We start from the raw sequence: 25,003 nt of genomic DNA, 5'->3' as shown, positions 1-25,003 counted from the left end.
TTTAACCTTATTAACTAAATATTGTTAAGGCGGATATATTCATTTAACAAGTTACTTTTTTTCATTTCAAAATATGTAATTTAGTAGCGAAAATAATAATTAAATAATAGTGTAAAATATACATTTATTTTTAATACATTTGCAGTATTATAAAAATAACACAAACAATAATTACTTAAATTTTAAGAGATGAAACCGACACTTTTTGTTTTGGCAGCCGGTATGGGCAGTCGTTATGGAGGTTTGAAGCAATTGGATGGCTTGGGCCCCAATGGGGAAACTATCATGGACTATTCTATCTTCGATGCAATTCGCGGAGGGTTTGGCAAGGTTGTTTTCGTAATCCGCAAGGATTTTGAGGATGATTTTAGGAGAATTATTTTAAGCAAGTATGAAAATCATATTCCTGTAGAGCTCGTATTCCAGTCATTAAATGATTTGCCGGAAGGTTTTGAATGCCCGGAAGGCAGGGTGAAGCCTTGGGGTACAAATCATGCTGTATTGATGGGTAAAGATGTTATAAAAGAGCCGTTTGCAGTTATCAATGCCGATGATTTTTATGGTCGTGATAGTTTTGCCGTTTTAGGTAAGGCATTGAGTGAGATGGAGGGTAAGAAAAATGATTACTGTATGGTCGGTTATCGTGTAGGAAATACTCTTTCAGAAAGTGGTTCGGTAGCTCGCGGGGTATGCGAAACAAATGCGGAGGGTTATTTGACAACGGTTGTAGAACGTACGGCAATAGAACGGATTGACGGTAAAGTGTCATTTAAGGATGAAAATGATCGACTGGTGACTATTCCGGATAATACGCCTGTGTCAATGAATATGTGGGGTTTTACTCCTGATTATTTTGCATATTCCGAAGAATACTTTAAAGAATTCTTAAAGGCAAACATGGAAAATTTGAAGGCGGAATACTTTATTCCTTTGATGGTGAATAAATTAATACACGAAGGAGTGGCCAAAGTCAAGGTTCTTGATACTACATCAAAATGGTTCGGTGTTACTTATGCTGCCGATCGTCAAGGTGTGGTAGATAAAATTCAGGCATTGGTAGATGCTGGAGAATATCCTGCTAAATTATTTTGATTTTAGTCGGAAATAGAATAAATGCTATATATAATAAAAGAGGAGAGAAAATCCTATTAGGATTTTCTCTCCTCTTTTATTATTCTTAATTTAATAAATGGCAGTAATTGGAAATTATATATAGATTATAAATAGACAAATTTTTTCGTTTATCCAATCAACCCTAAAACAATATAGTGTGAGATTATCAGCGAGATAAAAAAGTGAGAACAGTTTGATATTCCCAATATTTATTTATGTATAAAAGGGAAAGATATAATTTCTAATAAAGAGATGTTACAAATTTTTTACAAAGATATATTTTTACATGAATTATACAATTATAAAAAATATATTTATAAATAGACCTACGTTTATATGTTATATAATATTCAGATTATTAACTATTTAGAATAGTAATAGTTAATTGAAAAAATTATATTATTTATATATAATATAATTTCCCTGTTCTCTTCAGAATCGATTTGGTATATAAATATTAGATAAAATAATCCAAAGAGAGGGTGTTGTATCTGATATATATATGATAATCAGATAAATGATAGTTTGTAACATCTCTTTATTAGAGACATTACATCCAACAAATGTAATAAAGTTAGATTATACCAACATTTATTAATATTTGAAAAACGGAAAGTAAAGATTGATGCAATCTTGAATTATTCTTATTTCCTATAATGAGTTGCATAAATATAAATAGATACGGGAGAAAGAAGATATTACTATTGGTGGTTAGTATGTTTATGTTAGGGACTTTATATGCAGAAAACCCTTTAGATTCTATTATATCTTTTAGGAAAGTGAATTATCCAGATTATGTTATTACTTTACCTGAAAAGAAGATTGATTCTGTTTTTTATTATGCTAACACTTCTATTGTTCCTGTAATATTTAAAGTTAATAAATATCGCTTATTTAATAATAAGCAACTTGATAGTATTGCGAATGTCTTGTGTCAAATATTACAGGATACAACGATGCGTTTGGCTTATGTTTGGATTGGAGGGAGTGCTTCGCCAGAAGGTCCTTCGAAATGGAATTATCAATTAGGAGATTATCGTTCACGGGCTCTTGCTGATTTTTTACGTCAAAAGACAGGGATTCAAGAAGATAAGTTGAAAGTAAAGAATCTTTGGGAAGATTGGTATTCTTTTGAATCGGCATTGAAAAATGGAGCAGAAATTCCTAATAAACAAGAAGTTTTAGATATTTTGGAAAAAGAAAGTGATAATGAACAACGTAAAAAACAGATAAAGGGTCTGGATGATGGTCATACATGGCAGTGTATTGTTCGAGATATATTTCCTCCTTTTCGGAATGCACGTATGGCTATTGTATGTCACGAAAGGCCGGAACTATTACCTTCCTTGCCGGTGGGGTTTGAACTTCAAGAATTTTGTTTGCCAGGATTGGCTCCATTGGTTTTACCTCTGTATTCGCGGCCAGAACCTAAGGAATGGATAATTGCAGTTAAAACAAATTTGTTTTTTATAGCGGCATTGACATCTAATGTCGGGATGGAAGTTAGCCCTTGGTCTCATTGGTCATTAGATATTCCTGTTTGGTATTCACCCTATAATATTAGTTCAACTCGGAAACTGAGATTGCTGGCTGCTCAACCGGAGATACGTTGGTGGCCCAAACATGCGATGACGGGGCATTTCATAGGATTGCATACTCATATTGCAGGATTCAATGTTGCGATTAATAATCATGCTCGTTATCAGGATCCCAATCACGCATTATGGGGACTGGGGGTCAGCTATGGTTATACAATCCATTTGGGTACAACGGGAAAATGGGCATTGGATTTTAATATAGGAGCCGGATTTGCAGAATATAGTTATGATGCTTACCGCAACTGGAAAAATGGGCCGAAATTTCATTCTGAGTCAGAGTGGTATTGGGGGATAACGAGAATGGGGATTTCTATATCTTATAAATGGTATAAACAGCGAAAAAGCAGAAGATGATATGAATATAAGAGGCCTGGTAATTATTGTGTCGTTGGTACTTGTGATGCTGGTGGGAGCGTGTGATGCTACCATTCATGAGTATCCCATGCCTGAGAGGTCTCTTGTTATCGTAAGACCTCATGTCGATAGGCAACCACCTCTTTATTATAAAGAAGTGGTTTATGATGAGAAATGGAATTGTACAGTTCGTGACTTAGAAGAAACGGCCGCACAACTTTATGTTCCCGAAGAAGATTATGAGTTACGCATTATTTTGGATATTTATAGGGGAAAACCCGATAAAAGGAACGGGTATATTCAAAGTAGAGAGGAACGACGTATTGTCTTGACAGATAAGGATGCGCTTCCTCCGCAGGATACGGTACATTTTTATTTGTCTGACGGGGATTATTATGTATTGGGATGGGCAGATTATGTATATAAAGGCAATCCGGTGGATTGGCATTATCATACCGATGTACTGACTAATATCCGGACTGATATAAGTACTTTTCCTTCTAATACGCATCATTGCAGCTCGGCGGCAGGACAAGAGAAATTTACCATTGATTTTGGATATTCACAAAATGGTTATCCTGTATTGAATAACAATGTTATATCATCACGGATTGTTCCGGTAATGATGCAGCGTCCTATGGGGCGTTACAGGGTGGTGGCAACTGATTTTGAAGATTTTATACAGACAAGGGGATCTTTGGAGGGATTGACGGTGAAAGTCGTTTACAAGCAATATGTCAGTATCGGGTATAATGTAATGACGCAAGAACCGAACTTATTTATTACGACTTATAGTTTCAATATCGTTCCGGCACAAATAACATATGAGGGAAAAGAGCAAGCTTCGTTGTTTGGTGACTATTTGTTCACAAGTTATGGAAATGAAACGAATATACAAGCTGATTTCTATTTTTTTGATGCGTCTGGAAATGAAATCAGTCATTGTCAGAATATAAAGATTCCTTTGAAACGTAATCATGAGACGGTTGTAAAAGGATTCTTTCTTACTCGAGAGGTAGGAAAAGGTAATAATGTGGCTATTGACGATAATTTTGAAGGAGAATATGTTGTAGGGATTGATTAGGGGGTATTTCAATTTTGAAATGGATTTTGAATATATGGTTTAACAAAAATGTAATTGAATGAAAAGAATTAGTAATTTGATGTGTGGATTGTGCTTGTTATTTGCAGCATGCCAATCAGAGGATGCATTTATTGACAGTCCGGTGGCTTCGGGAGAAGGGAATGTCAATTTTATGGTTTCTGTTCCTGAAGTATTAGAGACAACACGGGCCACATTGGGTAAAAGCAGTAATAGCGCTCGCGGAGGAATTACCAATGTAGATTTTACGAAGTATGATTTACGTTACCAGTTGGCCGTTTATAGAGTAGATGGGGAAGGTGAGTCCGTTACTTATACACAAGTAATCTCTCCACAAAGAAAAATTGTCGATAATTATCAGTCGGTGAATTATTCATTACGTCTGACGCCTAACCGTACTTATAGGTTTGTTGTTTGGGCAGATTTTGTAATGCAAGGTACAGATACAGATTTGCATTATGATACGGGCAGTTTTGAAAATATTACTTGTAAAGATGAGGTTGATGAGCAGCTGAATGATGAAAGCCGTGATGCGTATTTTATTACAGAAGAGGTGGCTGTGGGTGCAGATGGCATAATGAAGGATTTCGTATTGAAACGCCCATTTGCCAAAATACGTATTGTTACTACAGACTGGAATATCGGCAAGTTAGAGATGCCGGACAATTTTAAAATATCATATTATGGCTGTAAGCGTTTTTCAAGTATTAATGTCTTGACAGGTATATCTGAAAGTGAAGATTTAGGAGAAAGTGGAAGTACGTTGGTTTATTCCGGTTCTATTGATAAAGAAGAAAAAGAGTATGCTGATAATTATGATCAAGGTGAACATAATCGGACATTGGTGGTAGACTATCTAATGGCCGATTTGAATGAACAGACTCCTATTCATTTTACTTTTGAGGCTTTGGATGGTGCAGTTCCGATCAGTTCTCATAATTTGAACACCGATATACCTATTCAGCGTAATTGGTTGACTACTGTAATAGGAAATATATTGACAACGGATGCTCAGTTTACAATCTCTATTGATGAAAATTTTGAAAATGATTGGATTGAAGGTGAGGAGTGGTGGAATACGGAAATTCTTACTCCAAAGGAACCTCGTTATGATGAGGCTACGAAAACTTACCGTATTTATACAAAAGATGAGTTTGCATGGTTACCTGACCATATACTCGATATGGTTACTGAAGTGAATGATGCAGGGAATCGGGTATCGAAAGGTGTTACGATTCTTTTGGAAAATGATATAGATATGAGTGGGATAGAATGGAAACCTATATATACTTCTGGAGAGCCTACTTATACGGTAGATGGACAGGGACACGTATTGAGAAATTTTTCAATGAATGGAAAATTTGGAGCAGTATATGAATATTCTGCATTAGGAGGGTTGATTAAGTTAAAGTATAATGCGTATACAGGAGTGTGGGGCAAGTTTGAAGGAGTCATGAAGAATTTGATATTTGAGAATATAACCATTAATGGCCTTGCTAATGATGAGGTGCACACTGATGTCGAGGGCAATCCGATAGATCATAGTAAAGAATATGCTTATTTTGCAGGTTGCATAGGGTATACAGGTGCGAATTATAGTACTACTGCTCAGTTTGAGAATGTACATGCCAAACATATTCATGTTAAAGCTTCTACAGGATTGACCACTCAGAATATTGGTGGCTTGATTGGCTGGATTGGTGTAGGCGGAGGCGCAACGTGGATGGATAATTGTTCTGTAAATGATGTGCATTTGACCGGTTATCAGGCTGGGGGATTAGTCGGCCAGATTGTAGGTGGCCGTGGCATTGCCATTAAAAATTGCCTTTCGGAGAATGTATATATCCGTATGAGAAGTAGGTCAGGAATATCTGGATTTGTCGGGCAATATAATGATGGAGCAGGCTCGAGAATAGAGAATTGCGTTTATCCGACCTACGTCGAATATTTGGATGATAAAGAGGGGGCTATTGCGGAATATGCTCCTGAGAATAATTTTTTTGGAAGATGTACCAAAAATGAAGATAAAATTGTTATAATATCGTCAGAAGTTCCAGAACCGTAATTGTAAAATCTGTCCGAATTTATTGTCATTGATAAAATTCGGACAGATTTTTATTACATGCATATAGAATATGTCTATTTTTGTTTAAAGGAAAGGTATTGTAATTATAAGAAGATTCCTGATTTTATATTTTTTGTTCGATATACTCGATAATAGCTTTTTCCTCTTCAGGATGAAACCATCGGATGGTATCGTCTTTTTTGAACCATGTGATTTGTTTTTTTGCATACACTCTGGTATTTCGTTTTATTTTTTCTGTTGCTTGTTCGAGAGACCATTCTCCGGAAAGGTATTTGAACATTTCTTTATACCCTACGGTATTGAGGGAATTATAGTCTTTGTAAGCATACACTCGGCGGGCTTCTTCTATAAGGCCTTTGGCAACCATTTCATCTACACGAGTATTTATACGCGAAAACAGTTCTTTGCGTTCTCGGATTAGTCCTATTTTTATGATATTAAAATTTCTTTCTTTTGCCTGATTGGTGCGCAATTCCGAATATGGCCGCCCTGTCATATAGCAGATTTCTAAAGCGTGAATGACCCTTTTGGGATTTTTCAAATCGACTTGTTCGTAATATATGGGATCAAGCTTTTTTAGTTCACGGCATATGCAATCTAAACCTTCGGAGTTGTATTTTTCTACGGTGTAATGTCGGATTTCGTCCGATATCGTTGGGATTTCATCTATTCCTTTACATACAGCGTCAATATACATCATAGACCCTCCACTCATGAGGATTACATTATGGGAAAGGAAAAGTTTATCCAGCAATTTTATAACATCTTCTTCATAGCGGGCAGCACTATAATATTCATGTAAATCTAATGTACCTACAAAATAGTGTTGTATACGTCCCATTTGTTCCTGTGTGGGTGCAGCTGTCCCGATTGTCAGTTCGCGATATAACTGACGGCTGTCTGATGAGAGAATAGGACTATGATAGTATTCGGCTAAACGGAGCGAAAGCTCTGTTTTACCGACTCCGGTAGGACCTAAAAGTACAACCAGTGTTTTGGACATGTAGTATAAGGAGATGACTTGATTTATAATAGAAGGTACCTCAATTTATTTCGAAGACCTCAGATTCTAATATATGTACCTTCGGATAATTAAAAAAGATGTGTCGAAATTATTTACTGTTTATCTAACTAAAGTATTTTGTATCATGTAAAGTATGTTTTCACGATACAGAAGATTTTGATAGATTTTTAGAATAAAAATAATTTTGACACATCTTTAGTGGAATATAGGAAATTCTTATTTTTCGGCTGTCAATTTGGCAATTTGTACAACTACCTCTTTGGCTTTTTCCATTGATTGGATGGGGACAAATTCATATCGGCCATGGAAATTCAATCCTCCTGCAAAAATGTTAGGGCAGGGCAGACCTTTGAAAGAAAGTTGTGCACCGTCTGTGCCTCCGCGTACTGGCTTTACAATAGGGGTGACACCTACATCTTCCATCGCTTTAAAGGCTAAATCGACGATGTACATGACAGGCTCTACTTTCTCGCGCATATTATAGTATTGGTCTTTTATTTCGAGACTGGCACAATCAGGAAATTCTTTGTTTATTTTTCGTGTCAGATGCTCGAATTCCTTTTTACGACGTTCAAATCGGTCGCGGTCATGGTCTCGTATGATGTAAGTGAGCACCGTTTTTTCTACAGTCCCTTCAAATGAGATCAGGTGATAAAATCCTTCGTAGCCTTCGGTATGTTCAGGTGTTTCCCATCGAGGTAACATAATTGCGTATTGGGTGGCAACCCGTATAGAGTTGATCATTTTATGTTTGGCATATCCGGGATGTACATTTCTTCCTTTAAATGTGATACTTGCAACAGCGGCATTGAAATTCTCATACTCTAATTCTCCAATTTCGCCGCCGTCGAGAGTATAAGCCCACTGAGCTCCAAATTTTTTTACATCGAATTTGTGGGCTCCTTGACCGATTTCTTCATCAGGAGTGAACGCAACGCGTATTTTCCCGTGTTTGATTTCCGGGTGTTGTATCAGGTATTCCATTGCAGAAATGATTTCAGCTATGCCGGCTTTATCATCAGCACCCAATAGAGTTTTTCCATTTGTGACAATCAGGTCTTGGCCGATATAATGCAATACTTCGGGAAAGTCTTCTGTCCTTAGTACAATGTTTTCCTCTTTACATAAAGTGATATCTTTGCCGTCATAATTCTTTAGAATGCGAGGAGTAACATGCCGACCTGACATGTCAGGACTGGTGTCAAGATGAGCGATGAAACCTATGACCGGGACTTCTTTATCTGTGTTCGAAGGCAGGGTTGCCATCAGGTATCCATTTTCGTCAAGCGAAACTTCGGTCATACCTATTGCTTTTAATTCTTTTTCCAGTTCACGAGCAAAAATCATTTGTCCAGGAGTACTGGGAGTCATATTAGTAAGTTCATCCGATTGGGTATCGAAGCTAACGTAATGGAGAAAACGATCGGTTAAATTCATATATGTGTTTTTATAAATTACAATTTCAAGGTTCGTAAATTTTGACAGACAAAGATAGAGATTTTTGTGTACATTTGCACAGCGTTTTATAAATATCTATTTTCGATTATGGTAAAAAAAAGGCGAAATAGGAAACCAAAAAGCCCGTCGTCGATGAAATGTCTTACTATCGTAGCATGGGTCATATTTGTGCTTATATTACTATATTGTTTTAGAGAACCTATAAAATCTTTTTTTTCAGTTTCTAAGGGTGTCCGGGGGAAATATAATATTGAATCTGCCAATTTAGAGATACCTGGACCATTGAAAAACAGGCAAGAACAGCACATACGCCATACGGGCTATACAGTCTCATATAATGAACAGTGGAAAATACCTAATTGGGTGGCATATGAATTGACACGAGATGAGCTGGGAGGTGATGTGAAGCGAACGAATAAGTTTATGGTTGACCCTATGACAGGAGGGGTGAGTGCTACGAATCCTGATTATTTGCATTCTGGATTTGATAAGGGACATATGGCTCCGGCAGGAGATATGAAATGGAGTAAGAAAGCAATGAAAGAATCGTTTTACTTTTCGAATATGTGTCCACAACGACCGGGATTGAATAGGGGAGCGTGGAAAGTGCTTGAGGAAAAAATCAGGGATTGGGCAGTTCAAGACAGTGCTATATATATCGTGTGTGGCCCGTTGGTTAAGGCATCAGATTCGACCATAGGTAAGAATAAAGTAAAGGTGCCACACGGTTTTTTTAAAGTTGTTTTGTCTCCTTATACCAGTATTCCTAAGGGTATTGCATTTATATTTGAGAATAAAAATGAGGATAAAAAACTAACTTCTTACGTTGTTTCAATTGATAGTGTGGAATCTCTTACAGGAATGGATTTTTTCCCAACTTTGCCGGATGAATTGGAAGATAACATTGAGTCGACGGTACAAATATCGGATTGGAATTTTAAGTGAATATTAGTATATGATGATAACGAATGATACGATATGTGCAGTATCCACAGCTCCCGGAGTTGGCGGAATTGCCGTGATACGAGTGAGTGGGAAAGAGGCGATACCCATAACAAATGACATTTTTGTAGGGATAAAAAAGAATATGTCTCTTTTTTCACAGAAAGCTTATACCTTGGCTTATGGAAGTATATTGGATGAAGAGAATCGACTTATAGATGAGGTTATAGTCGCTCTTTTCCGTGCACCGCATTCCTTTACCGGAGAAGATGTTGTTGAGATATCGTGTCATGGTTCTTTATATATACAACAACAAATTATTGCTTTGCTTATTCGTAAAGGATGCCGGTCTGCTCTTCCGGGAGAATTTACACAACGGGCGTTTGCAAATGGGAAAATGGATCTTTCGCAGGCGGAGGCTGTTGCTGATTTGATAGCTTCAACATCGGCTGCGACCCATCGTCTGGCTATGAACCAGATGCGAGGAGGATTCAGCCGTGAATTGACCCTTTTGAGAACCCGATTGCTCAATTTTGTATCTCTCGTGGAGCTTGAGCTTGATTTTAGTGAGGAAGAGGTAGAATTTGCCAATCGGGAGCAGTTGAAAGATTTGTCGACACAGATAGAGCAGGAGATACGCCGTTTGTCTGAGTCATTTAGAGTAGGAAATGCCATAAAAAATGGAATCCCTACAGCAATAATAGGTGAAACTAATGCAGGAAAATCGACCTTGCTTAACCGATTTTTGCATGAAGACCGGGCATTAGTGTCTGATATTCATGGAACTACCCGGGATGTTATAGAAGATACGATAAATCTTCAGGGCATCACTTTCCGGTTTATCGATACCGCAGGAATCCGGGATACCCAAGACAAGATAGAAAGTATGGGTATAGAGCGTACATTCAGGAAACTTGAACAGGCATCTATTGTGTTATGGGTGATAGATGTAACACAGGAGATAGGAAAAATCAAAAGATTAAGTGAACGTATATTACCGTTGTGTGAAAAGAAAAAGCTGATTTTAGTCTTTAACAAAATCGATAATATAAGCGGTTCTGTAGAAGAAGAAAAAGAACGGTTTGCTCTGACTCTGCCTGGGGTGGAATATATTTTTATTTCAGCAAAAGAAAACAAATGTATTGTCCAGCTTGAAGAACTGTTGGTACGTGCTGCTCAATTACCGGAAACCGGGGAGAATGATATAATTGTCACCAATGCGCGTCATTATGAAGCGCTTACTCGTGCCCTTTCTGCGATAGAAAGAGTGCGGCATGGTCTTGATACTGATATTTCCGGGGATTTTCTTTCGCAGGACATACGTGAATGTATGCACTATCTGGGCGAAATTACCGGACAGATTTCTACAGATGACATTCTCGGTAATATTTTTAGTAAATTTTGCATCGGAAAGTGAAAGAACGCAACTGACTGCAACGAATTAGAACCAACTATAATGAAGCCGCTGATTTCCAGCGGCTTTTTTATTTGTCCAAAATCCGGCTATGTGCAGTCGGATACAGTTGTTCACCCTATTTTTCTACCGTATTTCTACCACGGAACATTTTCGGGATTTGCCCTGATGTCACACTGAAGTAGTCAACAACATGTGTTGACAATGGTTTACATAGGTAGACAAAAAGCGAAATTAAAACTATATGGTTTCACTAAAATATGAAGAAAACAACATGGAAGTAAAAAGAATCTGCCAATGGTGTGGTAAGCCATTCATTGCGAAGAAAACTACCACCAATTATTGTAGCCACCAATGTGCCAGTCAAGGCTACAAACACCGTATGAGGGAACGAAGACTCGAACTTCGTGAGTTACAGGATTTGATAGAAGTAAAAAGTAAACTTGACCATCAAGACTACTTTACTTTTGCACAAGCCGCACAGTTAATGGGCGTTTCTCGCCAATACATTTACAAGCTTGTCAAAGAGGAAAAGTTGAGAGCTTCAAGAATCAGTGCAAGGATGTCAATCATTCGCAGAGCCGATATTGAACTGATGCTCAAAACACGCCCCTATGAACGAAGAAGAGTAAAAGATGATCTTGATATAACCGAGTACTACACTGCCGAGCAAATTGCCGAAAAGTACAAAGTCTCGCAAAAATGGATTTGGGCATATACAAGAGAGAACAATATCCCCAAAATCCGTATCCGCCAGTTCAACTATTACAGCAAAAAGCACATTGATGCGGCATTCGCCAAGTACAGGACTGACGATGCCCTGACCGAATGGTACACTCCCGAAGAAATTGAGAAGAGATATGGCATGACACGTGTCGCAATCCGCTCGCATATCTATCGCAACAACATCCCCTCGAAAAAAGAACACGGGCAGATATTCTACTCCAAACTTCACTTCGACCTGTCAAAAAAGACCGCCGAAGAAGATTCATCGGAATACTACACCGTGCAGGAAGCCATGAAGAAATACAACCTCACACGGGATTCGGTTTACGGCATCCTTCAGTTCCATGAAATCAGACGGGAAAAGAAAGGACGCTTTGTGCGCTTCCTGAAAGTGGAATTCGACCACATCATGGGAGCCCGTTAATGGATTGGAAGCGGTTTGAATTTTTTCAAAAATTCTTTTATGGCTCTTTCCGGTCTGTCCGACTCTTCTTTTTTCAGTCAGATAGCTACTGCTATCATTTTCAAAAAGAATAACCGGACATCCTCGAAAATACCTCATAAAATTTATGATGAAAAAAATTCAAACCGCTTCCTAATGCAACCGACTGTAATTATCCGGAAATTATTTCCTGCTGATTACGGTCTGCACAGCATCATTAAGGATTTTCGCAGCAAAAGTCAGTTATAACCATTTAATATTCATCATTATGTCAGAATGCAAAACAGTTACTTTGAGGACACGCCCTTTGAAGAAGGGTATGCTGTCGTTCTACCTTGATTACTATCCGGGCTATCGGGATCAGGAAACGATGAAAACCATCCGTCACGAGGGATTGAACATTTATATCTATGCCAATCCCAAGAACCAGCGGGAACGGGACTTTAATGCCGCGATGTCGGAGAAAGCGGAAGCTATCCGGTGCCGGAGGTTTGAAGCCATCGTGAACGAAAGGTATGACTTCTTTGACAAGCACAAGTACAAGGCCGACTTTCTGGAGTACTACCGGAAGCAGCTCCGCAAGCACGACCAGAAATGGGGATTCGTCTACCAGCATTTCTGCAACTTCGTCCACGGCAAATGCACCTTCGAGGAAATAGACGTTGATCTGTGCAACAGGTTCCGCGAGTACCTTCTAAACGCCAGACTGCTGAAACGGGACGGATATATTACACGGAACTCGGCTTCCGGATACTGGTCCACTTTCAGAGGATTCCTGAAAATCCTTTACCGTAACAGGATGATCAAGACCAATGTCAATGATTTTCTGGAGAAGATCGAGCCGGAAGATGTGGTGAAGGACTATCTGAGCGTGGAAGAACTGTATTGCCTTGCCGAGACCCTGTGCAAGATACCTGTTCTGAAGACCGCTTCCCTCTTTTCGTGCCTGACCAGTTTGCGGCTCAGCGATGTTCTTTCCCTTTGCTGGGAAGAAATCGTCGACTTCGCTGCCGGAGGGAAATGTGTTCATACCATCACCCAGAAGACCAAGACCGAGGACATCATCCCGATAAGTGATGAAGCATTGGAACTGATAGGCTACAGTCCTGAAAAGACCGGTCTGGTATTCAAAGGTCTGAAACGGAGCTGGACGCAGCAGCCGATGAAGGAATGGATCCGTTCTGCCGGAATCACCAAGAACATCACATTCCATTCATACCGCAGGACATACGCTACCCTTCAGGCAGCAGCCGGCACTGACATCCGTACCATTCAAAGCAACATGGCGCACAAGAGCATCACTACCACCCAACGCTACATGAAAGTCGTGGACAGCAACAAACGTGAAGCGACCACTAAGATCTCATTGACAAGGAAGGGCTAATACGGCGGATTCGTGCCTGTTTTATCGGTTAGAATATGATTTTTCGCTGAAAATCATATTCTAACCATATTTTTTCTTAATTCCGGGCTGATTTACTGACATTATTTGCGACTGTCTGAAACTGTACATCTATTTTTGCCACACTGAAATTTCAAATATCAACAGTCTATGGCAGATAATAACAGACCCACCACCAAGAAAGCAAGCATTGTCCTTGCTGTGCTATGTGTCATTTTCGCAACAGTTGCTACAATATTGTATAAGAATCATCAGATTGGTTCGATTGGCTACTCTGCTCCTGTTGTAATCGGGATCGTTGTTGCAATCCTCTCCTGCGCCGTTCTCCAACGCCTGTTCTACCCATTGCTTGCAAAAAGCGGTATTGATTTTTCTTTTGGCTGTAGAGTTTTTCACAAGACAGAAGCCGTTGCCAACGGCATAAATGCCGATACTCCGAATGCACTTCCGCAAACAGACAATACGGCTAGTGTTGTGGTGCAGAGACTCTCATATCTTGAAAAATATGAAGCACGCATGGAAGAACTGGAGCGTGCGAAAAAGGAAAGACGGACTGCAATAGTCAGTGCCATACACGACTACACCACATACATAATGACTGAGTTCCTAACCAAAGAGGCACTTGAAACGCTTCATGAGAACATCGAAGCTCTGGCTTACGGACAAACGGATCTATACAAACCAATCCGTTCCAGAGAAGATAATCATATCAAGTCTCCGGCACTAAGGCATTTTGCGTGGAATATCGGAGAACGGCTTGATATTCCGTTAATCGACAGGGCAAAGTTCATAAAGGAGATATTCCCACATGAACTGGAAGGTGCGACAATCGAGTATCTTTCCAAGAATCTCAGGGACTCTGTTACGAGCAAAATCAATATCGATGTGCCTGAAAACGGGGACTACCGGTTTGACTGCATGAGAAATTCTGCTGACGGGAAAATTAGTTCCTACTGATTACAATCTGCATAACTTCATTATATTGGTTTGCGGCATGTCAAACAATTAAATCGTTTAGTCATGCTGAAAGAAAACCTTACATTCAATGACCTGCCCGAAATGGTAGGCAGGCTGTGCGAAAAGATTGAGAGCCTTGAGAATGCGTTGAAAGACAATCTTGCAAAACAGGTTCCGGTCAAAGAAAACCTGCATGTCCCCATGACCGTGGAGGAAGTGTGCAGCTATCTCGGAATATCCAAATCATCCTTCTACTACAAAGCCAAGCACGGAGGCATTCCCACCATCAAGCAGGGCAAGCATCTGTTTGTCTATCGTGACGAACTGGACAAATGGCTGGAGAGCGGAAGAAAAGGTCAGATACCTCTGAGCATCGAGGAAGAACACGAGCAGATGCTTGCTGCAACAAGGCATAAGGCAAAACCAAGAGAGCTGTAGGAATATGGAAAAGACGAACAGCAATATTCCTACTCCGGAGGAACTGAAAGCTTACATAGATGAATCGGTCATCAGTGTAACCGGGACATACGAGCAGTCCGCTTCCGTGCTGATGGTGGATGATTCCATCATCGGGACTCTGGGGAATTTCAGTGCGTCCATCGGGAAAGCCAAAAGTAAGAAGACCTTCAATGTCTCGGCCAGTGGTGATGATTATTTTGGAGTTGCTCTGCAACCTTTTTACCAGTTCGTCCGTATTGTCCGTACCGTCCACAGCTCCCGGCTCAAATGCTTCATACTCAGATTGGGTCTGCGTGTCGAGGTCATGGCGGTCTACAACAAACATCACCTTGTCCACATCATCCAGTTCGGAAACGAGTTGTGCAGCCTTGAATGAGGTCAATGTCTTTCCTGCTCCGGTGGTATGCCATATATAACCGTTGTCATTGGAGTTCTTTACCTTGTCCAATATCTTCTCCACGGCATAGAACTGATACGGACGAAGCACCATCAGACATTTGTCACCCTCGTGAAGCACAATGTATTTGCCGATGATTTTTCCGAGAGTGCATTTCTCCAGAAAGAACGAGGCAAACATATTCAGTTCATTGAACGGATGATTGGCGGCATCCGTCCAGTTGAATGTAAACTTGTAACCGCTGTTCGGATTGTTGGCAAAGTAGCGGGTGTTTACACCGTTGGAGATAACGAACAGTTGAATATAGTCAAACAGACCGTGAAAAGATGTCTTGTGGTAACGCTGTATCTGATTGTATGCCTGTTTGAGTTCCACGCCACGGCGTTTCAACTCAATCTGCACCAATGGCAGACCATTTATAAGAATGGTCACATCGTAGCGGCATTTCTTTCGTCCTTCCACTGTGATTTGGTTGGACACCTGAAATTCATTTTGGCACCATTGCTGACAATCAAGAAACTCCACCCAGATGCGTTTGCCATCAGCTGTATCAAGCGGATAAAGGTCTCAGAGTTTCTTTGCCTTCTCAAAACGTGTGCCTCCTTCAAGGTAGATGAGTATCTTGTCAAATTCCTCATCCGTAAACTCGGTGCGACCGTGCTCTGCCAGCCGCTTACGATTATGTATCTCCAACTGCCGTTTGAAATTGGCTTGAAGATTTTTCTCCTCCGCAATCTGGACATATTCATAGTCCATTTGCTGAAGTGTTGCAATTAGCCCAGCTTCTAATGCCGCTTCACTTTGTATTGCCATATTCTTGAAAATTATCTGGATTAGTCCGCTTTTCTACATGAAGCAACTCTCTCACATCCACATTCAAGACATCAGCGATACGAAACAATGTTTCGAGATCCGGCTGCGATGTATTTGTACACCAACGGGACACAGAACAGGTATTCTTACCAATCTGCTCAGACAGCCATTTTGCCGTCCTGTTTTGCTCAACAAGTACTACCTTTATTCTATTTAGTTGCTTCATATAGAAAAAACTTATAGTTTGATGCAAAAGTACAAAATTTGCTTGTAATAAAGCATATAGAAGCAGAAATATTTATCATTGTTCATCAACGCTAAAATAGACGATATGGTCATTTGCTTTCTTCTTGTATTTTGATGAATCAGAAAAGGCATTGTATACATTTCATATTTCGTTACCAGTGGCCAACGCCAAATCATACCGTCCAGTACATTCTGCCGAATGAGATATGGCATACTGATTATCCGTAAGAATAATCGACTTACCGCCAGAATGTTTGATGCCAATGTAACTGGGACATAACCTCTCCCTTCTCCTGTATTCAAGATCATACCCTCGGCTATCGTCCCCACTATTAGTGAAAAGTAAGATGAGAACAATGTCGTTATTTTATATTCATCACTTCGCATAAATGTCTTATAAACTTTATCTTCCACCTCATATCCAAATTTGCCTCTTCGCTGATCTGGTATTTCATGTATTTTCCTCCTTTTCGTGTATATTTAGTAAAGGACACCTTTTCTTCTTTAAATAACCATTGTAAGACTGTAAATAATTGAGATTAAATTAAATAATTTATCAGATTCCTAAAATTCTATGAAATTTAGTAAAATCATAATTTATTTTTGAGCCGGAAACAGTTCGTTTTAGAAGTTCTGCCGATTATCATTGCTCATTATGACTAAAACCAATACCTTTGCACAAGAAATCATTTGAATTGTAATTATGGTAAGATCTTGATTAGTAACTACTCAAACATTAGTTTTTACTAATACTTTCTTCGTCTAGTACTATAAAGATGATTAAAAGTTCTTGACTGAGCTAAGTGATTTAGTTGAGATAAACGTTAATATTTATTCAATTATAATGTCAAAGAAGATAGGTCGTAATGAGCCTTGCCCTTGTGGCAGCGGCAAGAAATATAAGCATTGTTGTATGCAAAAGGAACAGGCAATAGGAACATTGCCAGCGGTAAATCATGCTTTATGGCCAACTTCTTGGCTTGATGCACCAAAAACTATAGCGTATTTAAGTAATCACGCAGTCCCACCAATATTGGACTATTTAATAGCAATGCAACTTAACCCACAAAATCGAGGGAAGAATATCCGAATTGAGCACCTTTTGCAAATAGCAGTTGCGAATCTCGGAAAAAGTAGTCAGGCTCCTGACATCAATGAGTTCAAGAGTATAATTGACCAGGAGTTCTCATTTGATCCTATGGAAGACATGCCGATTAACATGTTTGCTGAACCTGTAGTGTTTTATGGCGGCAATTACACATTCTTTCCTGGCATCTCAACCCATGCAACAGAGATTTTTCGTTCAATGACAGAAGCCATATTCTATAACTTGAATATATTTACTGGAGCTTTCCGTAATGAAGTTTATGATGGAGTACTCTTCATGCTTGAACTGAGCAAAATTTTGTCAACCCGAGCAGAAATAAGTGGCTTAGTACGCGGAAATGAGAACCCTCGCGAAACGCTTAACGAACCAAATACTAACCAATCTTTAGTCATTACTTTGCCGATGATGACTGAAATCATTAATAAGAACAGGCTGAATCGAAATATTTTGAAATCATTTTTGTTAGAGGTTAATGCTCATGATATACTAACCCAAGATGCAGAAAAGAATCCTTTATTATACAGACCAATTGTTGAGTTTGACAATAACTTCTACTTTGCCGGAATCTCTAGTCAAGGCTGTGCCATTAACAACTTTATCCTAAGAACAGCTCTAAAACACCGTTGTCTCGAAAACCTAGTAAAACATACCCATTATGGTGTCTGGATGCGCATCGGACATTCTTGTATAGAGCAGATGCACTGGGAACAAAACTCAATTGGAGAAATCCTTGCCCCTGTTGAAGGCTATTACGAGGATGTATTCCGCATTGATGTCAACTACCTTGCATATGTGTGCTATGCTCATGATTTGGCCCATAATGTAGCCATAGATGGAAATGATAGTTTCAGCAATCGAGATCTCAGCCAACATTTACACAAGCGTATTGGTGCCATCAGAAATGACAAAAGGTCGAAAGATGACCATATCCTGACGCTTGTTCTGTATTCTACAATGGGTGAGACATACGGATTTGCCATGGGAGAGCAGGACGTAACTGACTATTTTCTTCAATTCTCTGCCTATGATTTCTTGCAATTGATACAGACTGAGAAATGGGACAGTTTGAGTCTTGTCCGTTATGCTCGTTCTAAGGGGAATATATCATCACTCGAGGCTCCTATGAATCAATCCCTTGATGTATATGCTCTCTACAAGCATTATAATGAGAGCTTCTATATGAAAGACGACAAACCATCAGACATACTTTATATTGAACCAAATTATGGCTGTGACCTCATATTCAAAAGCAAGGAAAAACTGTATTACCACGGAACGCTGAAGAGATTAAATGGACAGTATGCTTATATACCAGTAATACGTGATTTCGACTATGCGGCAATTTTTAAGCCAGTCCACTCACTTATCAATGCCAAGAGTTGTGAGTCTTATAGTATTCCTGTGTGGGTAAGTTGTTGTCAAGAAGAAAAGCAGGGAATAAATCCATCCTCTATTTCCGATACTGTAATAACAGCTGTTGCATACTGGATGGATACTTTACAACCAGCCATAGCTGATATGATCTGCCAATGCTATAAGCACTCCGTAGAGATCGAACTTATCTTCAGTGAAAAGGTATTGGCCGATAAAGGAATACACTATGATGACGACATAAAGCCTACACGAGGAGGAAATCTTAACGTATCCAAGACAGAAGGCGGAGTTTCCGTTACTTTTGATGATGATTACATCCATTCTTTTATGGGAGCAGGCAACGAGAGTGAGCGTAACATGATGCGTTGTATCATAAAAGAACTCCTGGAAATAGACGAAGAAACTGCATGCCTAATTATAAATAGTCGCATCCCCTTTGGTCAAGCAAAGATGATTCTAATGATGGAGCAGTCACTAAACCCTCTGTCAATACCCTTGTGGCTTTATACTCCTATCTATATTCATGCCGCCACCAGCCAACTACTACTCGACAAATTCCCACAGTGGATGAAGGAGAATGGTCATGATATAACAGGTAAACTCAATACAAAAACTGAAAAAATAGACTTCCTCCACAAAGGAGTAGAAGTGCTCCTTAATGAACTTGATAGACGCCTGTCATCATTTGATACATTGTGGTTGCTGCGTATGCTCATGCAAAATCACGAGACATTGGTTTATCAGCGAGAACATAACAGAATCTTACAACCCGCACAGATTCTTTGTTTTGGAGAAAATGAGTCAAAACGGAAAGAGTTCTTCGATACAGAAAAACGACTTGCTGATGCTGGAATATCTACCCGTGCTTTGATAGAATATCTAGCTGCAACACAGTATCGTGGCGGAGGTGTCAAACCAGGCAATAATGATATAGAAAGTCTATTATCTATCATGAACGAGGTGGTATCTATTGGTGGTATATGTGACGCCATACATTTAGATGTGGCTAATCATACCATTGAAAAATTAAGCTCAGGACGTTATGGCATCTATGATGATGTTTTCTCCGAAAATGTAGGAGAGTTTGCAGCAACGCGCACTATTGAAAGTGTAAATGGGCAAATCGAAGAATTCGAGAGCAAAATGGCCAAGATGGCAGTCCGTCCAAATACAAAAGAAGAAAACAAGGATGCAGAACTTGAGGAGATAGATGTGGCATTCTTAGAGGATTGGGGAGTCTCATATTCCAATATCTTGCAGTTCCTTTATGTCTGTTACATCATAGCCATGGAACAGCAGAAATCTGTCATAGAGATAGAAGAGTATCAACTCATCAAGGCTATGCAGGAGCATTGTACAGAACTAACTGAAGATTTAGCAAAAAAATGTATCAATCGCCTTTCTTTGGATAAACGAGGAAACTACCTCACTCCGCCAGAAGGATTAACGGGCAAAGATATCTTCCCTTGGTCATACAATAGAGAATTGAGTTATCTGCGTCGCCCAGTGATTCGCTATAAATATGATGACGGCACTGTTATGTGTATGTTTGGGTTCCGATCCTGTATTCAAGCCGGCATTCAGCTATCAGACTTACTTTATTCTGGTCGCTTACGTTATGTGGGAAGGAAAATAGAAACCTTGCTTGGAAAATTTGAAGCCATAAAAGGGTCTGTGTTCAACGATGAAGTGCGATCTTTTTTGGAAAAGATACCAATGATACGAGTATGGAAGCATGATGTCACTATCAAATCTGGAGGCTATTTCGCGGCAGATAAAGACTATGGCGATATCGATGTGATGGCTTATGATATATCACATAATATACTCTACTTGATAGAATGTAAGAACACCAATCCAGCCAAGAATGTTAAAGAGATGAAAACCGAAATGGATGAGTATCTTGGTCGTGGCGATAATCTCAAGAGAGATAAGAAGAAGGCTCTCGTTCTTAAACATTTGCGTCGTCATCGCTGGATAACGGAGCATATTAATGAAGTTGCGGAACGCATTGGCATAGCAGATACACCCCGAGTAAAATCAATGATGCTGACAGCTACAGTAATACCAACATCCTATCTCAAAAGAGAGAAAACTCCAATGTCAATTCTGAATTATCCTGAATTAAAGATAAAGGGCATGGATTATCTAGATTCGTGCAAAGAACCAGATTTAAGTGTACTTGAGATATGAGACTATTAGAGGTGCTGATGCGTCTCGCACCTTCTAATTTTTAAATACTCTAAAGGCAGTATGGAGTAATCGCTGACGGTTTGTCATCCCTGCAATCTGTTCAGTCACATTCCTCTATTCTAACTTACCCAATAGTAGAGTATAGCCTCTTCAATCTTCATATTCTCAATAATTGTAAGGTGCGCAAATTTTGTACAGAATGTTACAAAAATAGGCAGAAATACTGCAACGGAGACTTTCTGAAAAAGAAATCCCCAAAAAATCATTTGGAAGTTTGAATGGATATTTTGTAATTTTGCATTAATTTTGAGGCAATATAAACACAAACAATGCGTAGATACAGAATGAACATATTATCAATAACAACCGCAATTCAGAGCAATAAACGCACTGAATCTGTGTCATTTGTTCATGTTTCACGCATTGAAGCTCGTACAGTAAATACTTTCCGACGAACATAACAAGTACACTATTGTACTTTGAATGAGAATATAAGCAGAATAGTTGGAGAGTCTTTACAAACTTTCCAACTATTCTGTTTTATGCCCATTTGTGACAGTCGCCTTAGTGATGCTCTTCTGTCATTTCCGCCTGATGGGCTATTTGTAACCAAATTATTAACGTGCAGTGATGCACATAAATTGAGAAAAAATGAACTATAAATTTGATGGCAGCAACCTGTTCTTTACATCTGACACCCATTTTTATCATGGAAATATCATTCGTTTCTGCAATAGACCGTTCAAGAATGTGGAAATGATGAATGAAACCATCATATCAAACTGGAATAATACAGTCGGGCAAGACGGTATCGTTTTTCATTTAGGCGATTTTTGTCTTGGCGGCTCAGCAGAGTGGAGTAAAATACTCGACAGATTGAACGGCAAGATATATCTGATTATGGGCAACCACGATTTGAAAAATATACGCCAAGGTTACATTAACAGATTTGAGCATGTGGCAATGCAAATGCATATAGAGGTAGGCAAGCAGAAGATATATTTGAACCATTACCCTTTCCTATGCTTTGATGGCGGATATAAAGATGTGTGGCAACTGTTCGGACATGTTCACACAAGGCAAAACAACACAGGGATTGATGCAGCCCGGCTTCAATATCTCTATCCTACACAATACGATGTCGGAGTTGACAACAATAATTTTACGCCTGTATCATTTGAGCAGGTCAAGAGAATAATAACCAAGCAGATTGAAAAAGGAGGACAATAGAATGAAGATACAATATATGAGCGACCTGCATATGGAGTTCTGTGATAACAGCAGGTGGCTGAAACATAGCGAATTGCCGGTAACAGGCGATATCATGGTTCTTGCTGGAGATATATTCTATCTGAAAAACAGGATTGCACCCTTGAGCAACTTCTGGAAATGGGCTTCCGCAAATTATCGTCAGGTATTCATTGTACCTGGCAATCACGAATATTACAATTTTTGCGATGTGATGGATAATGGATTGCAATGGAATTGGATGTTCAAGAACAATGTAGGATATCACCAGAACCAAGTAGTACGGATAGATGACACCGACTTTATCATGAGTACTTTATGGTCTCAAATTTCTCCTTCCGACGAATATTTTGTGTGGAAGGGCATGAATGATTTCCGACAGATAATGTATAATGGCAAATTACTACAGACAGAGGAGTTTAACCAGATGCATAACTTCTGTTTGGATTTCATCAAACAAAGTCTGAAGGAGTGTACTGCCAAGCACATTGTGATAGTAACACATCATCTCCCCACATTAGAGGTTGTTGCCCCTCACCATAAGGGTTCAGTTCTGAATAGTGCATTTGCTACTGATTTGAGCAAACTCATAGCGGAAAATCGCATTGATGCCTGGATTTATGGGCATTCACACACAAATATTGATGCTGAAATTAACGGGACAAAGGTTGTCTGCAATCAGATGGGATATGTATTTGATAATGAACATATCAGCAATGGCTTTAATCCGAACAAGTGCCTAATCTTGTGACAAGCAGATTCATCTAACACACTCTAAGGTCTCAATATATCATATAGTTAATGGAAAAGCACCTATTTCTATATTATATGATAGGCTGGGACTTAATATTTTCAGTTAGTTACACGAAAAGAATTTTGCTTGTCAAAGGAAAACTGCCTTTACTTTATCTCCGTACTCATATATACGCCTAATAAAGTCAGAACAAAGGGAAAAGACATTTAATCATCTAAATATATCTGATAAAAAGGCGAAACTTATAATTACCCTATTCCCATTTATACAGTTTTTGGACCCGAATTCTTCTTAATCCTAAAAGTACAAGTTTTCTTCTTCCGGCACCTTGTTCTCCAGGAACATAACATAGTAAATCGGGAGATAGAGGATATTTCCTTTTGTCTTTATTTCCCTTTCGTTTGAGAGAACAATAGATGAAACAATATGGTAATCCTGAATTGCCATCAGGTTGTCCAATGCACTATGAACCGTATAATCCTTACCGGATTTAACCTCGATTGGCAGCACACTCATGGTACTACTGTCATCAACAAGAAAATCAACCTCCCCCTTCTGCTTGTTGTCGTAGTAGAACAGTTTTTCGTAATGTGCTTTCAGTTCCTGGGCAACCACGCTTTCATAGACAGAGCCAAGGTTAATGCTGGCTATATCGTTCAGTATTGGCTGGATATTATAATGATACAACTGGGAAGTAAGCATACCTACATCGTTCATGTACAGCTTCAACAAATTTTTCTGCTGGGATTCTGCCAAGGGATATTTCGGATTGCTGATTGCATGAGATGGTATCGTAATACCTGAATTGATCAGATACTCAAACTCCTCCACGTAATTGCTGAATCTGTCGCCTTTCCTATCCAATATATCTTTTGCCACAATCCGCTTCTTCTTGTTCTCCATCTGAGAAGGAATCATATCATAGATACGGCGGATATACAGTTTCTTGGCTGCATCCTCTTCGTAACGGGAAGCATCGACACCATACAATTCTCTGATAGCCTCCTGAACCTCCCTCACTTTGACGATATTATGACTGTTCAAATATTCATTTACCGCATCCGGCATACCTCCCACGAGAAGGTATCTTTTGAAAAGACTCAGCACCTTATCGTGAACCTCCGGGGACAAAGGCTGTTTCTGCTCAAAGGATTGTCTCAGATGCGCAATCGCATCCTCGCCGAAATCATTTGCAATCAGGAATTCTTCAAAGTCCAGCTGATACATTTTCTTGGGGATAATACTTCCGACTGGAACCGAAACGGTCTTTTTCAATGCAATTCCCAACAGGCTTCCACTGCAGATAAACCGATACCGATGCTCTTGTCTTAGGAACTTGAGCATCGTCAAAAATTGCGGATAATGCTGAATCTCATCAATGAAGACCAATGTGTTTTCATATCTGTCCAGCTTGGATCCTGCAACCATACTTAAGTTCAGGTAAAACTCTTCCGTTGTGCGAACATTCTTGAATATCTTGTCGCCCGCATCGTCTTCCACGAAATTTATCTCCACATAGTTGCCATAGAGTTCGGTCCCTACATCTCTTATGATGTAAGATTTGCCTATCTGCCGCGCTCCTTCAATCAGGAGAATCTTGTCCTCATTAGACCTGAGGTGGTCATCTATATATGATCGGATCTTTCTGTACAACATAGCTTCTACACTTTTCTAAAAGATTTAGCACTGCAAATATACACTTTTCCATAAAAACAACCCTTATGATTCTACACTTTTTCTATTTCCCCGTGTCTACTTTCGGAGGAACATGTTCGGCAACAACTTTACTTTAT

Annotated in this window: 19 protein-coding genes and 2 pseudogenes; 15 read left to right on the top strand and 6 right to left on the bottom strand. The window is 39.3% G+C overall.

What is annotated here, in order from left to right; all coding sequences use genetic code 11:
- Window positions 1-189 precede the first annotated feature (189 nt).
- From Cop2CBH44_RS04455 to Cop2CBH44_RS04440, 4 genes are all read left to right on the top strand, one after another.
- Complete coding sequence (locus tag Cop2CBH44_RS04455) at window positions 190-1,092, top strand: glycosyltransferase family protein (protein ID WP_021929452.1); 903 nt, start codon at window positions 190-192, stop codon at window positions 1,090-1,092.
- 737 nt (window positions 1,093-1,829) lie between these two features.
- On the top strand, window positions 1,830-3,065 hold the full coding sequence (locus tag Cop2CBH44_RS04450; protein ID WP_200755623.1) for a DUF3575 domain-containing protein: 1,236 nt from the start codon (window positions 1,830-1,832) through the stop codon (window positions 3,063-3,065).
- Window position 3,066: 1 nt separating this feature from the next.
- A complete protein-coding gene (locus tag Cop2CBH44_RS04445; RefSeq protein ID WP_200755622.1) occupies window positions 3,067-4,149 on the top strand; it encodes a DUF6562 domain-containing protein in 1,083 nt (360 codons plus the stop codon).
- Between the two features lie 58 nt (window positions 4,150-4,207).
- Window positions 4,208-6,232: a DUF6562 domain-containing protein gene (locus Cop2CBH44_RS04440; protein ID WP_021929449.1), complete on the top strand. Its 2,025-nt coding sequence runs from the start codon at window positions 4,208-4,210 to the stop codon at window positions 6,230-6,232.
- A 124-nt stretch (window positions 6,233-6,356) separates the two neighbouring features.
- Here Cop2CBH44_RS04440 and miaA read toward each other — a convergent pair whose 3' ends face one another.
- Both miaA and pepT read right to left on the bottom strand, forming a co-directional pair.
- Window positions 6,357-7,256 (bottom strand): tRNA (adenosine(37)-N6)-dimethylallyltransferase MiaA, encoded by a 900-nt coding sequence (gene miaA / locus Cop2CBH44_RS04435; protein WP_021929448.1) that lies wholly within the window; start codon window positions 7,254-7,256, stop codon window positions 6,357-6,359.
- 237 nt (window positions 7,257-7,493) lie between these two features.
- Window positions 7,494-8,714 carry a peptidase T gene (pepT, locus tag Cop2CBH44_RS04430; RefSeq protein WP_021929447.1) on the bottom strand — a complete coding sequence of 407 codons (1,221 nt, stop codon included), beginning with the start codon at window positions 8,712-8,714 and terminating at the stop codon, window positions 7,494-7,496.
- A gap of 108 nt (window positions 8,715-8,822) precedes the next feature.
- Here pepT and Cop2CBH44_RS04425 point away from each other — a divergent pair, with 108 nt between their 5' ends.
- The 8 genes and pseudogenes from Cop2CBH44_RS04425 to Cop2CBH44_RS04390 all read left to right on the top strand — a co-directional run.
- Window positions 8,823-9,680 carry a DNA/RNA non-specific endonuclease gene (locus Cop2CBH44_RS04425; protein WP_200755621.1) on the top strand — a complete coding sequence of 286 codons (858 nt, stop codon included), beginning with the start codon at window positions 8,823-8,825 and terminating at the stop codon, window positions 9,678-9,680.
- A gap of 13 nt (window positions 9,681-9,693) precedes the next feature.
- Complete coding sequence (mnmE, locus tag Cop2CBH44_RS04420) at window positions 9,694-11,094, top strand: tRNA uridine-5-carboxymethylaminomethyl(34) synthesis GTPase MnmE (protein WP_200755919.1); 1,401 nt, start codon at window positions 9,694-9,696, stop codon at window positions 11,092-11,094.
- 271 nt (window positions 11,095-11,365) lie between these two features.
- Complete coding sequence (locus tag Cop2CBH44_RS04415) at window positions 11,366-12,241, top strand: helix-turn-helix domain-containing protein (protein WP_200755918.1); 876 nt, start codon at window positions 11,366-11,368, stop codon at window positions 12,239-12,241.
- A gap of 39 nt (window positions 12,242-12,280) precedes the next feature.
- Entirely contained in the window at window positions 12,281-12,508 is a 228-nt protein-coding gene (locus Cop2CBH44_RS04410; protein ID WP_200755620.1) for a hypothetical protein, read from the top strand.
- Window positions 12,509-12,527: 19 nt separating this feature from the next.
- A complete protein-coding gene (locus Cop2CBH44_RS04405) occupies window positions 12,528-13,643 on the top strand; it encodes a tyrosine-type recombinase/integrase (protein WP_200755619.1) in 1,116 nt (371 codons plus the stop codon).
- A 168-nt stretch (window positions 13,644-13,811) separates the two neighbouring features.
- On the top strand, window positions 13,812-14,618 hold the full coding sequence (locus Cop2CBH44_RS04400) for a hypothetical protein (RefSeq protein ID WP_200755618.1): 807 nt from the start codon (window positions 13,812-13,814) through the stop codon (window positions 14,616-14,618).
- A gap of 63 nt (window positions 14,619-14,681) precedes the next feature.
- Entirely contained in the window at window positions 14,682-15,056 is a 375-nt protein-coding gene (locus Cop2CBH44_RS04395; protein WP_200755617.1) for a helix-turn-helix domain-containing protein, read from the top strand.
- A gap of 4 nt (window positions 15,057-15,060) precedes the next feature.
- Window positions 15,061-15,258: pseudogene (locus tag Cop2CBH44_RS04390) on the top strand (AAA family ATPase); the annotation flags it as partial.
- Here Cop2CBH44_RS04390 and Cop2CBH44_RS04385 read toward each other — a convergent pair.
- From Cop2CBH44_RS04385 to Cop2CBH44_RS04375, 3 genes and pseudogenes are all read right to left on the bottom strand, one after another.
- Window positions 15,259-16,287: pseudogene (locus Cop2CBH44_RS04385) on the bottom strand (type I restriction endonuclease); the annotation flags it as partial.
- Window positions 16,271-16,513 carry a helix-turn-helix transcriptional regulator gene (locus Cop2CBH44_RS04380; protein ID WP_200755616.1) on the bottom strand — a complete coding sequence of 81 codons (243 nt, stop codon included), beginning with the start codon at window positions 16,511-16,513 and terminating at the stop codon, window positions 16,271-16,273. The pseudogene Cop2CBH44_RS04385 and the gene Cop2CBH44_RS04380, both read right to left, overlap by 17 nt.
- 11 nt (window positions 16,514-16,524) lie before the next feature.
- Entirely contained in the window at window positions 16,525-16,947 is a 423-nt protein-coding gene (locus tag Cop2CBH44_RS04375) for a hypothetical protein (RefSeq protein ID WP_200755615.1), read from the bottom strand.
- A gap of 430 nt (window positions 16,948-17,377) precedes the next feature.
- Here Cop2CBH44_RS04375 and Cop2CBH44_RS04370 point away from each other — a divergent pair, with 430 nt between their 5' ends.
- From Cop2CBH44_RS04370 to Cop2CBH44_RS04360, 3 genes are all read left to right on the top strand, one after another.
- On the top strand, window positions 17,378-21,208 hold the full coding sequence (locus tag Cop2CBH44_RS04370) for a YecA family protein (RefSeq protein ID WP_200755614.1): 3,831 nt from the start codon (window positions 17,378-17,380) through the stop codon (window positions 21,206-21,208).
- A 651-nt stretch (window positions 21,209-21,859) separates the two neighbouring features.
- Window positions 21,860-22,438, top strand: coding sequence for a metallophosphoesterase (locus Cop2CBH44_RS04365; RefSeq protein ID WP_200755613.1), 579 nt, complete (start codon window positions 21,860-21,862; stop codon window positions 22,436-22,438).
- Window position 22,439: 1 nt separating this feature from the next.
- A complete protein-coding gene (locus Cop2CBH44_RS04360) occupies window positions 22,440-23,207 on the top strand; it encodes a metallophosphoesterase (protein WP_200755612.1) in 768 nt (255 codons plus the stop codon).
- Window positions 23,208-23,507: 300 nt separating this feature from the next.
- Here the strand turns inward: Cop2CBH44_RS04360 and Cop2CBH44_RS04355 are convergent, their stop codons facing one another.
- Window positions 23,508-24,866, bottom strand: coding sequence for an ATP-binding protein (locus Cop2CBH44_RS04355; RefSeq protein ID WP_200755611.1), 1,359 nt, complete (start codon window positions 24,864-24,866; stop codon window positions 23,508-23,510).
- Window positions 24,867-25,003 lie beyond the last annotated feature (137 nt).

It is taken from the genome of Coprobacter secundus subsp. similis, assembly GCF_015097275.1.
Classification (GTDB): domain Bacteria; phylum Bacteroidota; class Bacteroidia; order Bacteroidales; family Coprobacteraceae; genus Coprobacter; species Coprobacter secundus.
Note: the sequence above shows the minus strand (reverse complement) of the source record. Positions and strands in the feature narration are given on the sequence as shown.

Bases quoted from the DNA above. Each gene is read 5' to 3' on its own strand.
- Cop2CBH44_RS04370 (WP_200755614.1), top strand. From the start codon at position 17,378: ATGTCAAAGAAGATAGGTCGTAATGAGCCTTGCCCTTGTGGCAGCGGC.
- Cop2CBH44_RS04395 (WP_200755617.1), top strand. From the start codon at position 14,682: ATGCTGAAAGAAAACCTTACATTCAATGACCTGCCCGAAATGGTAGGC.
- Cop2CBH44_RS04400 (WP_200755618.1), top strand. From the start codon at position 13,812: ATGGCAGATAATAACAGACCCACCACCAAGAAAGCAAGCATTGTCCTT.
- Cop2CBH44_RS04405 (WP_200755619.1), top strand. From the start codon at position 12,528: ATGTCAGAATGCAAAACAGTTACTTTGAGGACACGCCCTTTGAAGAAG.
- Cop2CBH44_RS04450 (WP_200755623.1), top strand. From the start codon at position 1,830: ATGTTTATGTTAGGGACTTTATATGCAGAAAACCCTTTAGATTCTATT.
- Cop2CBH44_RS04355 (WP_200755611.1), bottom strand. From the start codon at position 24,866: ATGTTGTACAGAAAGATCCGATCATATATAGATGACCACCTCAGGTCT.
- miaA (WP_021929448.1), bottom strand. From the start codon at position 7,256: ATGTCCAAAACACTGGTTGTACTTTTAGGTCCTACCGGAGTCGGTAAA.
- Cop2CBH44_RS04365 (WP_200755613.1), top strand. From the start codon at position 21,860: ATGAACTATAAATTTGATGGCAGCAACCTGTTCTTTACATCTGACACC.
- Cop2CBH44_RS04455 (WP_021929452.1), top strand. From the start codon at position 190: ATGAAACCGACACTTTTTGTTTTGGCAGCCGGTATGGGCAGTCGTTAT.
- Cop2CBH44_RS04415 (WP_200755918.1), top strand. From the start codon at position 11,366: ATGGAAGTAAAAAGAATCTGCCAATGGTGTGGTAAGCCATTCATTGCG.
- pepT (WP_021929447.1), bottom strand. From the start codon at position 8,714: ATGAATTTAACCGATCGTTTTCTCCATTACGTTAGCTTCGATACCCAA.
- Cop2CBH44_RS04425 (WP_200755621.1), top strand. From the start codon at position 8,823: ATGGTAAAAAAAAGGCGAAATAGGAAACCAAAAAGCCCGTCGTCGATG.
- Cop2CBH44_RS04360 (WP_200755612.1), top strand. From the start codon at position 22,440: ATGAAGATACAATATATGAGCGACCTGCATATGGAGTTCTGTGATAAC.
- Cop2CBH44_RS04440 (WP_021929449.1), top strand. From the start codon at position 4,208: ATGAAAAGAATTAGTAATTTGATGTGTGGATTGTGCTTGTTATTTGCA.
- Cop2CBH44_RS04410 (WP_200755620.1), top strand. From the start codon at position 12,281: ATGGCTCTTTCCGGTCTGTCCGACTCTTCTTTTTTCAGTCAGATAGCT.
- mnmE (WP_200755919.1), top strand. From the start codon at position 9,694: ATGATAACGAATGATACGATATGTGCAGTATCCACAGCTCCCGGAGTT.
- Cop2CBH44_RS04445 (WP_200755622.1), top strand. From the start codon at position 3,067: ATGAATATAAGAGGCCTGGTAATTATTGTGTCGTTGGTACTTGTGATG.
- Cop2CBH44_RS04380 (WP_200755616.1), bottom strand. From the start codon at position 16,513: ATGAAGCAACTAAATAGAATAAAGGTAGTACTTGTTGAGCAAAACAGG.